This window comes from Bradyrhizobium sp. AUGA SZCCT0177, from assembly GCF_018130125.1.
GTDB lineage: Bacteria > Pseudomonadota > Alphaproteobacteria > Rhizobiales > Xanthobacteraceae > Bradyrhizobium.
The window spans coordinates 59,890-73,130 of sequence record NZ_JAFCMA010000035.1 but is presented as its reverse complement, the minus strand read 5'-3'; the positions used below and the strand labels follow the sequence as shown (position 1 = coordinate 73,130).

11 protein-coding genes and 1 tRNA gene are annotated in these 13,241 nt (G+C 62.4%); 9 read left to right on the top strand and 3 right to left on the bottom strand.

Annotated features, from left to right (window positions below):
- Positions 1-112: 112 nt before the first annotated feature.
- Positions 113-1,336 carry a serine hydrolase domain-containing protein gene (locus tag JQ597_RS31300; protein ID WP_212269300.1) on the bottom strand — a complete coding sequence of 408 codons (1,224 nt, stop codon included), beginning with the start codon at positions 1,334-1,336 and terminating at the stop codon, positions 113-115.
- Between the two features lie 173 nt (positions 1,337-1,509).
- Here JQ597_RS31300 and JQ597_RS31295 point away from each other — a divergent pair.
- Positions 1,510-1,585: transfer RNA gene (locus JQ597_RS31295), tRNA-Trp, on the top strand.
- Positions 1,586-1,643: 58 nt separating this feature from the next.
- Here the strand turns inward: JQ597_RS31295 and JQ597_RS31290 are convergent.
- Positions 1,644-1,838 carry a hypothetical protein gene (locus JQ597_RS31290; RefSeq protein WP_212269299.1) on the bottom strand — a complete coding sequence of 65 codons (195 nt, stop codon included), beginning with the start codon at positions 1,836-1,838 and terminating at the stop codon, positions 1,644-1,646.
- A gap of 370 nt (positions 1,839-2,208) precedes the next feature.
- Between JQ597_RS31290 and secE the strand changes: the two genes are divergently transcribed.
- The 5 genes from secE (at position 2,209) to JQ597_RS31265 (ending at position 5,250) form a co-directional block, all read left to right on the top strand.
- The gene (gene secE, locus JQ597_RS31285; protein WP_211998077.1) at positions 2,209-2,400 is read left to right on the top strand and encodes a preprotein translocase subunit SecE; all 192 of its coding nucleotides are present in this window, start codon (positions 2,209-2,211) and stop codon (positions 2,398-2,400) included.
- A 20-nt stretch (positions 2,401-2,420) separates the two neighbouring features.
- A complete protein-coding gene (nusG, locus tag JQ597_RS31280; protein ID WP_192734252.1) occupies positions 2,421-2,951 on the top strand; it encodes a transcription termination/antitermination protein NusG in 531 nt (176 codons plus the stop codon).
- Positions 2,952-3,088: 137 nt separating this feature from the next.
- On the top strand, positions 3,089-3,517 hold the full coding sequence (gene rplK / locus JQ597_RS31275) for a 50S ribosomal protein L11 (RefSeq protein ID WP_065728804.1): 429 nt from the start codon (positions 3,089-3,091) through the stop codon (positions 3,515-3,517).
- Between the two features lie 6 nt (positions 3,518-3,523).
- Positions 3,524-4,216 (top strand): 50S ribosomal protein L1, encoded by a 693-nt coding sequence (gene rplA / locus JQ597_RS31270; protein ID WP_192733881.1) that lies wholly within the window; start codon positions 3,524-3,526, stop codon positions 4,214-4,216.
- 80 nt (positions 4,217-4,296) lie between these two features.
- A complete protein-coding gene (locus JQ597_RS31265; protein WP_212269298.1) occupies positions 4,297-5,250 on the top strand; it encodes a 2-hydroxyacid dehydrogenase in 954 nt (317 codons plus the stop codon).
- Between the two features lie 11 nt (positions 5,251-5,261).
- Here the strand turns inward: JQ597_RS31265 and JQ597_RS31260 are convergent, their stop codons facing one another.
- Positions 5,262-6,911 carry a hypothetical protein gene (locus JQ597_RS31260; RefSeq protein ID WP_212269297.1) on the bottom strand — a complete coding sequence of 550 codons (1,650 nt, stop codon included), beginning with the start codon at positions 6,909-6,911 and terminating at the stop codon, positions 5,262-5,264.
- Between the two features lie 690 nt (positions 6,912-7,601).
- On the opposite strand from JQ597_RS31260, the gene rplJ reads away from it, so the two are divergent.
- From rplJ to rpoB, 3 genes are all read left to right on the top strand, one after another.
- On the top strand, positions 7,602-8,120 hold the full coding sequence (gene rplJ / locus JQ597_RS31255; RefSeq protein ID WP_212269296.1) for a 50S ribosomal protein L10: 519 nt from the start codon (positions 7,602-7,604) through the stop codon (positions 8,118-8,120).
- Between the two features lie 52 nt (positions 8,121-8,172).
- A complete protein-coding gene (rplL, locus tag JQ597_RS31250; RefSeq protein ID WP_212269295.1) occupies positions 8,173-8,550 on the top strand; it encodes a 50S ribosomal protein L7/L12 in 378 nt (125 codons plus the stop codon).
- Positions 8,551-9,007: 457 nt separating this feature from the next.
- Positions 9,008-13,126, top strand: a complete 4,119-nt coding sequence (gene rpoB, locus JQ597_RS31245; protein ID WP_212269294.1) for a DNA-directed RNA polymerase subunit beta — start codon at positions 9,008-9,010, stop codon at positions 13,124-13,126.
- Positions 13,127-13,241 lie beyond the last annotated feature (115 nt).

Genomic DNA, 13,241 nt, shown 5'->3' with positions numbered 1-13,241 from the left:
CGCCTTGTCGTCTTCGCCAATGCCGTAATCAGGTCCGGACAGCCTTGGAAAGGCGCTAACGCCTCTTGACAGCTAACACGGTAGATCCCGGCTCAAGGCCGGGACGACGGGGTCACTCCACCGCCGCGTACACCAGGTTCCGCAACATCGTGCGGATGTACTCCCGCTGGCCCGGGCCCTGCATCATGAACACCGCGAACAGGTCCTCCTTCGGATCGATCCAGAAGAACGTCCCGGCCATCCCGCTCCAGAAGAAGTTGCCGCGCGAGCCCGGGAACGGCGCCATGCCGTCATGGGTGCGGACCGCAAAGCCGAGGCCAAAGCCGTGGCCGGCCGGCATCAAGGGCGAGTTGACCTTGACTGACGGGGCGAGGTGATCGGACGCCATCAGTTCCAGCGTCTTGCGGCCGACGATCCTGACGCCGTCAAGCGTGCCGCCGCTCAGCAGCATCTGGCTGAAGCGGGCATAGTCCATCGTGGTCGACACCAGCCCGCCGCCGCCGGATTCCATCACCGGCTTCTCGAGCATGTTGAAGAGCTGGACCTTGTCGCCGTTCCAGGGATCGGTCGGGAACGCCTCGGCCAGCCGGCCGGCATTTTCCTCTGCGGTGTGGAACGCGGTCTCGGCCATCTGCAGCGGCGCCAGGATGCGCTCGGTCAGGAAGGCGCCGAGCGATTTGCCGGAGATGACTTCGATGATGCGGCCGAGGATGTCGGTGGAGCGGCTGTAATTCCATTCGGCGCCGGGCTGGCAGATCAGCGGCATGCTCGCGACCATCACCGCATGTTCGGCATTGGTGATCTTGCGGCTGCGCAGCCGCGACTGCTGATAGAGCTGTTGCACCAGTCCGTTGCCGGTATGGTCGTAAGTGATACCCGAAGTGTGGCGCAGCAGATCCTGCACCGTCATCTGCCGCTTCGGGGACACCAGATCGAGCTGGCCGTTGTGCTCGACGCCGACCTTCTGGCCGGCGAATTCGGGGATGAATTTTGCGACGGGGTCGCTGAGCAGGAAGTGGCCGTCCTCGATCAGCATCATGATGCCGATCGAGACGATCGGCTTGGTCATCGAGAAGATGCGGAAGATGCTGTCCTGCGCCATCGGCGCGGACAAGATAGGCGCCTGCCGGCCGATCGCGTCGAACCAGCCGATCTGGCCGCGGCGGGCCACCAGCACGGTCGCACCCGGCAGGGTTCCCTTGTCAACCTCGCGCTTGAAGGCGTCCGACATCCGCTGCAGGCGGGTGGCGGAGAGTCCGATCTGTTCGGGCTTGGCGTGGGGGAGGGACGGGGTCTGCGGGGAGGCGGCGTGTTTGGGGGCGGTCTGCGCGTTCATGGTCTCTCCCATTGCTCTTGTTGTTATGGCAGGAGGGAAGTTTGGCGCAGAACCCTTGACTTGAACAGGGCGGTCACCGATTTCCATAGGGCCGCGCGCGGCTTCGCCCTTGCAATCGGGGCATCGCCTATGCTTGAAACGGGCCGAAACCGGCGGCGACGCATGGTTTGCGTAGGGGTGTAGCTCAGTTGGTAGAGTACCGGTCTCCAAAACCGGTTGTCGCAGGTTCGAGCCCTGCCGCCCCTGCCAGTTAAATCAAGGATTTGAAATCAAGGACTTGGTCGAGGTTCCTGCCGCCAGTCCGGAACTAGCCGAAGAAGGCGACGACCACTGCCATATCCGAAGTCGCAGGCTGGGCGCCGCGCAGATTCGCGTCAATCACCCGTCGGCAGGCATCGATGGTGACGGTATCGCCGAGGTCGTTGGCCGCGTCGAGAACGCTCCAGGCGATGTCACCTGCAGGTCCGTCCTGGCCGGTCTGGTGTTGGCTGAGCAGCGACATCGTCACCTCATGGTCCATCAAGGGGACGGTCAGGATGGCGGGGAGCCTTTAAGAACCCGATCACGCTCTGATTCGGATTTGAGGTGCGCCCGGCACCAGCGGTTAACCAAGGGCCTTCGGTCCGGCCCGGAGCGTTTCCGCCGGTCCCGGGGCCCGCTGGCCGGCGCATACCTTGACCTTTTGCCCGACTGGCAGTAGATACCCGCCACCTGCTGCCGGCCCGTTATGCGGATATCCGGCGCGGCTTTGAAATCCCCCGAACAATCGAGCCCGCTTGGCGGCTCATCCTTCGAGAGAGGGCTGGGCGCTAGAGGGCTGTTCGGATTCGCTTAAATTCAGAAATTCGTCTCAAAGGACGCGGTACCCAACGATGGCTATCAGCCCGTTCAAGTTCCTGCAGGAAGTGCGTTCGGAGACCGCCAAGGTCACCTGGCCGACCCGCCGCGAAGTGACCATCACCACCATCATGGTGTTCATCATGGTGGCGCTGTCTTCGATCTTCTTCTTCGCCGCGGATATGATCATCCGCTATCTCATTACCTTCCTGCTGGGCGTCCACTGATGAGCACCGGAACCCAAACGATGGACAAGCGCTGGTATATTGTTCACGCCTATTCGAACTTCGAGAAGAAGGTCGCGGAATCGATCCGCGAACAGTCCAAGCAGCGCGGGCTGGAGGAACTGTTCGAGCAGGTGCTGGTGCCGACCGAAAAGGTCACCGAAGTGCGCCGCGGCCGCAAAATCGACGCCGAGCGCAAGTTCTTCCCGGGCTACGTGCTGGTGAAGATGAAGCTGACCGACGAGGCGTTCCATCTCATCAAGAACACGCCCAAGGTAACCGGCTTCCTGGGCGCCGAAAACAAGCCGATGCCGATCTCGGAGTCCGAGGCGATGCGGATCCTGCACCAGGTGCAGGAAGGCGTCGAACGTCCGAAGGCGTCGGTGTCGTTCGAAATCGGCGAGAACGTCCGCGTGGCCGATGGGCCGTTCGCGTCGTTCTCCGGCGTGGTCGAGGAAATTGACGAGGCGCGCAGCCGCGTGAAGGTCGCAGTGTCGATCTTCGGCCGTGCCACGCCCGTCGAACTGGAATTCGGTCAGGTCGAGAAGGTCTGATCGTCTTGACCTCTTCCCGCATGCGGGGAGAGGGAGAAGTGCCGTGGGAGGAGATGGGTGATCGCCAGTCATCCGTTGAACCGCACCACGGTCCTGTGAAGCTTCCGGATGATCCGGAGCAACATGAGGAGTGACGTATGGCAAAGAAAGTGACCGGATACCTGAAATTGCAGGTGCCGGCGGGTGCTGCGAATCCTTCGCCCCCGATCGGTCCCGCGCTTGGTCAGCGCGGTCTCAACATCATGGAATTCTGCAAGGCGTTCAACGCCCAGACGCAGAAAGAAGAAAAGAACACCCCGATTCCGGTGGTGATCACGATCTACGCCGATCGTTCGTTCACCTTCGAGATGAAGACCCCGCCGATGTCCTTCTTCCTCAAGCAGGCCGCCAAGATCCAGTCCGGTTCGAAAGCCCCGGGCCGCGACAAGGCCGGCCAGGTGACCAAAGCGCAGGTGCGCGAGATCGCCGAGAAGAAGATGAAGGATCTCAATTGCGATTCCGTCGAGTCGGCCATGAAGATGGTCGAGGGCTCCGCCCGTTCGATGGGTCTGGAAGTTGCGGGGTAACGGACCATGGCAATCGGAAAACGTTTGAAGAAGGCCCGCGAGGGCGTCGATCGCGAGAAGCTCTATCCGCTCGCGGACGCCATCAAGATGGTCAAGGAACGCGCCAAGTCGAAGTTCGACGAGACGATCGAGATCGCGATCAATCTCGGCGTCGATCCGCGTCACGCCGACCAGATGGTTCGCGGCGTGGTGACCCTGCCGAACGGCACCGGCCGCACCCTGCGCGTCGGCGTGTTCGCGCGCGGCGCCAAGGCGGAAGAGGCCAAGGCTGCGGGTGCTGACGTCGTCGGCGCCGAAGACCTGGTCGAGAAGGTGCAGGGCGGTGCGATCGATTTCGATCGTTGTATCGCCACCCCCGACATGATGCCGCTGGTCGGCCGCCTCGGTAAGGTGCTCGGCCCGCGCGGCATGATGCCGAACCCGAAGATCGGCACCGTGACGATGGATGTCGCCACCGCCGTGAAGGGCGCCAAGGGCGGCTCGGTCGAGTTCCGCGTCGAGAAGGCCGGCATCGTGCAGGCCGGCATCGGCAAGGCCTCGTTCACCGAAGAAAAGCTGGTGCAGAACGTCAAGGCGCTCGCGGATGCGGTCTCCAAGGCGAAACCCGCCGGCTCGAAGGGCACCTACATCCAGCGCGTGGCGGTCTCCTCCACCATGGGCCCGGGCGTCAAGGTCGAGCCGGGCACGCTGCTCGGTTAAGGTCTTGCGGCACTGATGAGAAAACAGGCGGAATCGGGTGACCGGTTCCGCCCTTTGCTTTGCGACAGGGAAAGAACAACATGCCCGAGAAGGTCCTGGTCTATTCGCGCTTCCCAAAAGCCCTGATGGTGCGGATCGGTGAGCGCTACGAACTGCTGGACGCTGCGGGCAAGCCACCGAACGAGACGTTCTCGGCCGAACAACTCTCCGGTATTCGCGCGATGATCACGGCAGGCGGCACACCGCTCAGCGCCAACACGATGGACCAGATGCCGAAACTGGCCGCCATTGTCTGTTACGGCACCGGATATGACGGCGTCGATCTGGCCGCCGTCGCCAAGCGCAACATTGTGCTTGGCCACAGCCCGGGCGCGAATGCCGCCTCCGTTGCCGACATCGCGGTGACGCTGATGCTGGCCGCGACCCGGCGCTTGCTGGTGGCCGATGATTACGTGCGCAGCGGTAGCTGGGCCGGCGCAAAGCCATCGCCGATGATGCGTCCGCAGGCCGGCATGCTCCGGCGTAAAATCGGCGTCTACGGCATGGGGGAGATCGGCCGCAAGATCGCCGCGCGTGTCGCTGCCTTCGAGACCGAGGTCGGCTATTTCAGCCGCAGCCAACACGACGTGCCGTATCAATATTTTCCGACGCTCGAGGCGCTCGCGGAATGGTGCAGCGTGCTTGTCATCGCGGTTCGCGCCGGCAGCGACACCCATCACGTGGTTGATGCCAATATCCTGAACAAGCTTGGCAAGGACGGCTACGTCATCAACATCGCGCGGGGTTCGGTGATCGACCAGCAGGCGCTGGTCGCGGCGCTGACCGACCAGACCATCGCCGGCGCCGGCCTCGACGTCTACGCCAGGGAACCGCACGCGCCCGACGCGCTGACGGCATTGCCGAACGTCGTGCTGTCGCCGCATATCGGCGGCCACACGCTGGAATCGCATGTGGCGATGCAGGACTGCGTGATGGCCAATCTCGAGGCGTACTTCGCCGGCCGGCCATTGCGATATGAGGTCCGGGCCGCCTAGACCATGATCCGCTAGCTGTCGCGATTGTGGTACCGTTCCTGCAGATTGCGCCGGAGCATCTCGTCCTTTACCGCCGCGATGCGGACTGCGCCGCGTTCGCGTAGCTGGCGGGTCGCCGCGGTGAGGGTGGCCTCCTCCGGAGCGTCGCGATTCCAGCCGGCCGCAATCAGAAACTGTTCCAGCACTGCATCCGGGACACGATCGAGCTGTTGCGCGAAAAATTCGCGCTGCTCGTCATTGTTCAGAAGATAGACCCGCTTGAACGCGAGCGCGCGGCTGACGAAGGCGCCGCTGCTGTCGTCCTGGATCGAACGAAAACGCTGGCGCTGCTCGGCAAAATACTCCACGGATTTGTAGGGGATCCGCTCGTTCTGGGCGAGGCGCAACGCCAGCTCGTATTGCCAGGTCTTGAGATCGCGCCGGTCCTCGAAGATGCGCAGAGCCTGATCCGCGACGCCCGGGAACCTTCCGGCCCCCCAGCGAAATGCGGCGTGATTGTAGTCGAAGCCGATCGTGGCATCCTGCATGCGCGCCATGACCAGATCAATGAATTTGCGCTGCTGGTCGGGATTGAGCTTGAACCAGAATTCCTGAATCTTGTCATAGGCGGTGCCGCCGAAATATGCCGTTTCGATGAAGGAGGAGACCACGCCGAGAACGTCGTCATCGACAACGCCCTTGCCCTGAACCGTCAGGGCGATGTCGAGCGCGGCAGCGCGGGTCGATCCCCTGGAAATTTCGACCGCGCGCCGGATGAGTACCGCGGTGCTGACATCGGCGGTTTTCGGTGGCGCGTCCCAATCGATGCCGTAAGCGGCGGCCGCGAGGTCTTCACCGGCGAAGGTTGGGCCACCGATCCAGATCATCAGTAAAGGGCCGCCAGCAAACCCGTCCCACAGGGACAGCGTCGGATCGGGCGCATTCGGCATCCCAAAGAGCGGGACATAGCTGAGCACGATTTGCCGGCCTGAGTGCCAGGTCGCCGCGGCGCGCTCTTCACCATTCTGCCTGATGTTGATCGTGCCAACCGTGCAGCAGCCGACCATGGGGTAGTATGGTCTCTCCTGCATGCGGATCACGAGCCCGTCGGGAATCGCATCGATTGTGGTCGTTTTCAGACATTCGTCGATGCGGCCGGCGCGCTGCAACAGCTCGGATTGGCGCAGCTCGTCGCTCGTACAGTCCTTTGCCGCGGCCAGCTGCGTGAGGCGGATCGGTCCGATATGACCGTTCTCACCGTCATAGGCGTGGACGTAGCCGTCGACCAGGCCGTTGGCGAGGAGCGAGGCATGTCCGCAGCAGCCTCGCGTTGCCCGGGTCACGAGGGTGACTGTTCGGATGTTACGCAATTCCGCCGGCACCGCGCGGACGGCCAGTGCGGGATCGGTTTCGTCAGCTACCTTGTACCGCTCCGCCAGCGCGGCGCCGAACCAGATCGCGAAAAACAATGGCGGCGCGACGACCAGGCCCGGATGTTTCCGGATCGCACCGAAGGTCATCATTCCGATGACGATCGCGACCCAGACGAAATTGAGGCCGCCGGTAATGACCAGAAGGAGATAGACAAGGGCGATCGCCCTGAACGGAAAGTTCGCCAGCACCCAATAGAGCCCGGCGAGGATCGCGAGGCCGAGCAGGAGGGTGAGGATATGCCGGATCATTCGCGGAGCTCTGACTTAAACTGGCCGGAGGCCGGTTAGCGGCTACCGGTACCAAGAATAAATTGCCTGATCCGTAAGGCGTTTGGGACGATGTCTTGCCACGGCGCAGGCATTCGCTAACCTTCATCGGGACGTCGTCGCTCCGGGTTCCATCAGGCTCATCCGCCGCGGCCCGAAATTTGCTCTTGGCAAGACGGGCGAGACTCGGTAAAGAACGGCTTCCGGGCGTGCTGGCCGTTGCTGGCACGTCTGTGCTCGCATTCCGAAAACCCGATACGGTAGGAGATCATTCCTTTCAGGACATCCGCTATGGATTGCTCGAAAGGGAGGAAACCCATCGTCAGGCTGGAATGCGGCAGGGGGCGTCCGGCTTGCCGGATAACCTCGATCCTGTCCAAGACTGCAGGCGCCCGCGACGAGATGCAAGTCTCTTCAACGGCTTAATCGCATAGCCTGCACAGACGGGTGAAGACCGGATTTTGCTTGGCGTCGCGTTATGCGGCGCTTGGGCCGATTTGGTTCGAACCTCGACACCCCGCGCCATCTGGTTCGGGAGGGCAGGCTTTTCAATGTCGTCTTGCCCGACGTGTCCGAAGGACTGGTGTCTTGAGGTCAGGTTTTGGGTGAGACGGTGGGTGCAACCCGGCGGTCTCGCCTCACGCGAAGGCCGCCAACCGGAGAGAGCTTGCTGTGGAAAGAGCGGCAAAAAAGGATGCGGTTGAGGCGCTGAACGGGGTCTTCAAGACCACCAGCGTTGCAGTCGTCGCCCACTATTCCGGCCTCACCGTGGCCCAGATGCAGAAGCTGCGCATGCAGATGAAGCAGGCGGGTGCGTCGGTGAAGGTCTCGAAGAACCGTCTCGCCAAAATTGCTCTTGAAGGCACGGATGTCGTTGCCATCGGTTCCCTGCTGAAGGGACCGACCGTGATCGCCACTTCAGACGATCCGGTAGCGGCGCCGAAGGTTGCCATCGAATTCGCCAAGACGAACGAGCAGTTCGTCATTCTCGGCGGCTCGATGGGTAAAACCATCCTGGATGTTAACGGCGTGAAGGCTCTTGCCTCGCTGCCGTCACTCGATGAACTGCGCGGAAAGCTTGTCGGCCTCCTGGTGGCGCCGGCGACCAAGATCGCTCAGCTCTCGACTGCGCCCGCGGCCAAGCTCGCGCGCGTCGTCCAGGCCTATGCCTCAAAGAGCGAAGCGGCCTGACCCTTCGCAAATCAAACCTGGTTCGAACCAATACGTTTAAGGAAACAGATCAATGGCTGACTTACAGAAAATCGTCGACGACCTCTCGAGCCTGACCGTGCTCGAAGCTGCCGAGCTCGCAAAGCTCCTCGAAGAAAAGTGGGGCGTGTCCGCCGCTGCCGCCGTTGCGGTTGCCGGTCCGGCCGGTGGTGGCGCTGCCGCCGCTCCCGCTGAAGAAAAGACCGAATTCACGGTCGTTCTCGCCGCCGCCGGCGAGAAGAAGATCGAAGTCATCAAGGAAGTCCGCGCCATCACCGGCCTGGGCCTCAAGGAAGCCAAGGACCTCGTCGAAGGCGCGCCGAAGCCGGTCAAGGAAGGCGTCAACAAGGACGAAGCCGAGAAGATCAAGGCCCAGCTCGAAAAGGCCGGCGCCAAGGTTGAACTCAAGTAACGCAAGTTACTTGAGACAAGGTCCCGGGCGGGGCGCAGCTGCACCCGGGATCGATGCAAAAGTCGTGCTATGGGACAACCGGACGCACGGCGTACACAAAAATGTGTGGGGATTCGCGGGGTTAACCCTCGAATCTCCACTATTGTCATCCCATATCGGGCTGGCAGCAGGAAAATACGGTAGGCGGCGGGAACGGCAGGGTTCTCGGCGTAAGCCGTTGGGAGACAGTCAAATTTCGGGCTTTTTCAGTCCGTGAAGCGATGGTTGGACGGGCGAGGTGCAGTCATGCGCCTCGCGCGTCGTTTTGCGTTTTGAAGGTCTGGAGAACGGATTTGGGACTTAATTCCTGAATTTGGGCTTTGTTCCGGCGAAGCGATTCGAAAATTCAACCCGGGGGCGGCGGCAGTCGCGCTTCGGAAGGTTCGTCCATCAAGGGCGACGAAAATGAGAGGCCACGATGGCGCAGCAGACATTCACCGGTCGCAAACGCATCCGCAAGTTTTTTGGACACATCAAGGAAGTCGCAGAGATGCCGAACCTCATCGAGGTTCAGAAGGCGTCCTATGACCAGTTCCTGATGGTCGATGAGCCGGTCGGCGGCCGCCTGGACGAGGGCCTGCAGGCGGTCTTCCGTTCGGTGTTCCCGATCTCGGATTTCTCCGGCACCTCGATGCTGGAGTTCGTCCGCTATGAATTCGAACCGCCGAAATACGACGTCGACGAGTGCCGTCAGCGCGGCATGACCTATGCGGCGCCGCTGAAGGTGACGCTGCGCCTGATCGTGTTCGATATCGACGAGGAAACCGGCGCCAAGTCGGTCAAGGACATCAAGGAGCAGGACGTCTACATGGGCGATATCCCGCTCATGACCATGAACGGCACCTTCGTCGTCAACGGCACCGAGCGCGTCATCGTCTCCCAGATGCACCGTTCGCCCGGCGTGTTCTTCGACCACGACAAGGGCAAGACCCATTCGTCCGGCAAGTTGCTGTTCGCCGCCCGCGTGATCCCGTACCGCGGTTCCTGGCTCGACATCGAGTTCGACGCCAAGGACATCGTGTTCGCGCGCATCGACCGCCGCCGCAAGATCCCCGTGACCTCGCTGATGTATGCGCTTGGTCTCGACGGCGAGACGATCCTGTCCACCTTCTACAAGAAGATCAATTACAAGCGCGGCAAGGAAGGCTGGCGCGTGCCGTTCGACGCCACCCGTTTCCGTGGCTACTCGACCATCAACGACCTGATCGACGCCGACACCGGCAAGGTCGTGCTCGAGGCCGGCAAGAAGCTGACCGTGCGCAGCGCGCGCCAGATGCAGGAAAAGGGCCTCAAGGCGCTGCGTCTGTCGGACGAAGAGCTGATCGGCAACTATCTGGCCGAGGACCTCGTCAACCCGAAGACCGGTGAAATCTACGCCGAAGCCGGCGAGGAACTGACCGAGAAGTCGCTGAAGGCCCTCAACGAGCAGGGCTACAAGGAACTGCCGCTGCTCGACATCGACCACGTCAATGTCGGCGCCTACATCCGCAACACGCTGCATGCCGACAAGAACATGACGCGTGAAGACGCGCTGTTCGACATCTACCGCGTGATGCGTCCCGGCGAGCCGCCGACCATCGACTCGGCGCAGACCATGTTCCAGTCGCTGTTCTTCGACTCTGAGCGCTACGACCTGTCCGCGGTCGGCCGCGTCAAGATGAACATGCGCCTCGAACTCGACGCGCCCGACACCCACCGCACGCTGCGCAAGGAAGACATTCTGGCCGTCATCAAGACGCTGGTCGATCTGCGCGACGGCAAGGGCGAGATCGACGACATCGACCATCTCGGCAACCGCCGGGTGCGTTCGGTCGGCGAATTGATGGAAAACCAGTACCGCATCGGCCTGCTCCGCATGGAGCGCGCGATCAAGGAGCGCATGTCCAGTGTCGATATCGACACCGTGATGCCGCAGGACCTGATCAACGCCAAGCCGGCGGCTGCCGCGGTGCGCGAGTTCTTCGGCTCCTCGCAGCTGTCGCAGTTCATGGACCAGACCAACCCGCTGTCGGAGATCACCCACAAGCGCCGTCTCTCGGCGCTTGGACCGGGCGGTCTGACCCGCGAGCGTGCCGGCTTCGAAGTGCGCGACGTGCATCCGACGCATTACGGCCGTATCTGCCCGATCGAGACGCCGGAAGGCCCGAACATCGGTCTGATCAACTCGCTGGCGACGTTTGCGCGCGTCAACAAGTATGGCTTCGTCGAAACGCCTTACCGCAAGGTCAAGGACGGTCGCGTCACCGAGGAGGTCGTGTACCTCTCGGCGATGGAAGAGGGTCGTTATCGCGTGGCGCAGGCCAACGTGCCGCTCGACGCCAAGGGCCGCTTCACCGAGGACCTGATCATCTGCCGTCACGCCGGCGAAGTGCTGCCGATCACGTCGGACAAGGTCGACTACATGGACGTGTCGCCGAAACAGCTGGTTTCGGTTGCCGCGGCCCTGATCCCGTTCCTCGAGAACGACGACGCCAACCGCGCGCTGATGGGCTCGAACATGCAGCGCCAGGCGGTGCCGCTGGTTCGCGCCGAGGCGCCGTTCGTCGGCACCGGCATGGAAGGCGTGGTTGCGCGTGACTCCGGTGCTGCGATCGCGGCGCGCCGTTCCGGCGTGATCGACCAGATCGACGCTACCCGCGTCGTGATCCGCGCCACCGAGGATCTCGATCCCACCAAGTCGGGCGTCGATATCTACCGGCTGATGAAGTACCAGCGCTCCAACCAGTCGACCTGCATCAACCAGCGTCCGCTGGTGAAGGTCGGCGACATCGTCAAGAAGGGCGACATCATCGCCGACGGTCCCTCGACCGATCTCGGCGAACTCGCGCTCGGCCGCAACGTGCTGGTCGCGTTCATGCCGTGGAATGGCTACAACTTCGAAGACTCGATCCTGCTCTCCGAAAGAATCGTGAAGGACGACGTCTTCACCTCGATCCACATCGAGGAATTCGAGGTGATGGCCCGCGACACCAAGCTTGGTCCGGAGGAAATCACCCGCGACATTCCGAACGTTTCGGAAGAAGCGCTGAAGAACCTCGACGAAGCCGGCATCGTTTACATCGGCGCCGAAGTTCGCGCCGGCGACATCCTGGTCGGCAAGATCACGCCGAAGGGCGAAAGCCCGATGACGCCGGAAGAAAAGCTGCTGCGCGCCATCTTCGGCGAAAAGGCTTCCGACGTCCGCGACACCTCGCTCCGCGTGCCCCCGGGCGTGCAGGGCACCATCGTCGAAGTGCGCGTGTTCAACCGTCACGGCGTCGACAAGGACGAACGCGCTCTGGCGATCGAGCGGGAAGAGATCGAGCGTCTGGCCAAGGACCGCGACGACGAACAGGCGATTCTCGACCGTAACGTCTACGGCCGTCTGGCGGAGCTCCTGGAAAATCGCCAGGGCATCGCCGGTCCGAAGGGCTTCAAGAAGGACACCAAGATCACCCGTGCGGTGCTCGACGAGCATCCGCGCTCGCAGTGGTGGCTGTTCGCTTCGCCCAACGACAAGCTGATGGCCGAAATCGAGGCGATGCGGAAGCAGTACGACGAATCGAAGAAGGGCCTTGAACAGCGCTTCCTCGACAAGGTCGAGAAGCTGCAGCGTGGCGACGAACTGCCGCCCGGCGTGATGAAGATGGTCAAGGTCTTCGTCGCGGTGAAGCGCAAGATCCAGCCCGGCGACAAGATGGCCGGCCGTCACGGCAACAAGGGCGTGGTGTCCAAGATCGTTCCGATCGAGGACATGCCGTTCCTCGAGGACGGCACCCATGCCGACATCGTGCTCAATCCGCTCGGCGTGCCGAGCCGGATGAACGTCGGTCAGATTCTGGAGACGCATCTCGGCTGGGCCTGCGCGGGCCTCGGCAAGCGCATCGGCCAGACCATCGACAGCTATTATCAGAAGCAGGATCTCAAGCCGCTGCGCGAGACCCTGAAGAAGATCTACGGCGACGATGAAACCATCAAGACGATGAACGATGGCGAGTTGATGGAGCTTGGCAAGAACCTGAGCCACGGCGTGCCGATCGCAACGCCGGTGTTCGACGGCGCCAAGGAAGCCGACATCGAGGAGATGCTGAAGCTCGCGGGCTTCGACGCCTCGGGCCAGTCGACCGTCTATGACGGCCGGACCGGCGACGCCTTCGACCGCAAGGTGACGGTGGGCTACATCTACATGCTCAAGCTGCACCATCTCGTGGACGACAAGATCCACGCGCGTTCGATCGGACCGTACTCGCTCGTTACCCAGCAGCCGCTGGGCGGCAAGGCGCAGTTCGGCGGCCAGCGTTTCGGCGAAATGGAGGTCTGGGCGCTCGAAGCGTACGGCGCCGCCTACACGCTGCAGGAAATGCTGACCGTGAAGTCGGACGACGTCGCCGGCCGTACCAAGGTGTACGAGGCGATCGTGCGCGGCGACGACACGTTCGAGGCGGGTATCCCGGAATCGTTCAACGTGCTGGTCAAGGAAATGCGCTCGCTCGGCCTCAACGTCGACCTGCACAATTCCAAGATCGGCCCGGCCACGACGTCCGAGGCGGCAGAGTAACGCTTACGATTTCATGTCCGGCGCATGCGGGCGAAGCAAGTCTTCGCTCAGATGTGCCGGGCATTCGCACTCCGCTCGGACGTTGAGCAGGGCGCGCGCTGACAAAGAATTTCGA

Excerpts from the sequence above, each read along its gene's own strand:
- JQ597_RS31300 (WP_212269300.1), bottom strand. The coding sequence starts at position 1,336 with ATGAACGCGCAGACCGCCCCCAAACACGCCGCCTCCCCGCAGACCCCG.
- JQ597_RS31290 (WP_212269299.1), bottom strand. The coding sequence starts at position 1,838 with ATGTCGCTGCTCAGCCAACACCAGACCGGCCAGGACGGACCTGCAGGT.
- secE (WP_211998077.1), top strand. The coding sequence starts at position 2,209 with ATGGCTATCAGCCCGTTCAAGTTCCTGCAGGAAGTGCGTTCGGAGACC.
- nusG (WP_192734252.1), top strand. The coding sequence starts at position 2,421 with ATGGACAAGCGCTGGTATATTGTTCACGCCTATTCGAACTTCGAGAAG.
- rplK (WP_065728804.1), top strand. The coding sequence starts at position 3,089 with ATGGCAAAGAAAGTGACCGGATACCTGAAATTGCAGGTGCCGGCGGGT.
- rplA (WP_192733881.1), top strand. The coding sequence starts at position 3,524 with ATGGCAATCGGAAAACGTTTGAAGAAGGCCCGCGAGGGCGTCGATCGC.
- JQ597_RS31265 (WP_212269298.1), top strand. The coding sequence starts at position 4,297 with ATGCCCGAGAAGGTCCTGGTCTATTCGCGCTTCCCAAAAGCCCTGATG.
- JQ597_RS31260 (WP_212269297.1), bottom strand. The coding sequence starts at position 6,911 with ATGATCCGGCATATCCTCACCCTCCTGCTCGGCCTCGCGATCCTCGCC.
- rplL (WP_212269295.1), top strand. The coding sequence starts at position 8,173 with ATGGCTGACTTACAGAAAATCGTCGACGACCTCTCGAGCCTGACCGTG.
- rpoB (WP_212269294.1), top strand. The coding sequence starts at position 9,008 with ATGGCGCAGCAGACATTCACCGGTCGCAAACGCATCCGCAAGTTTTTT.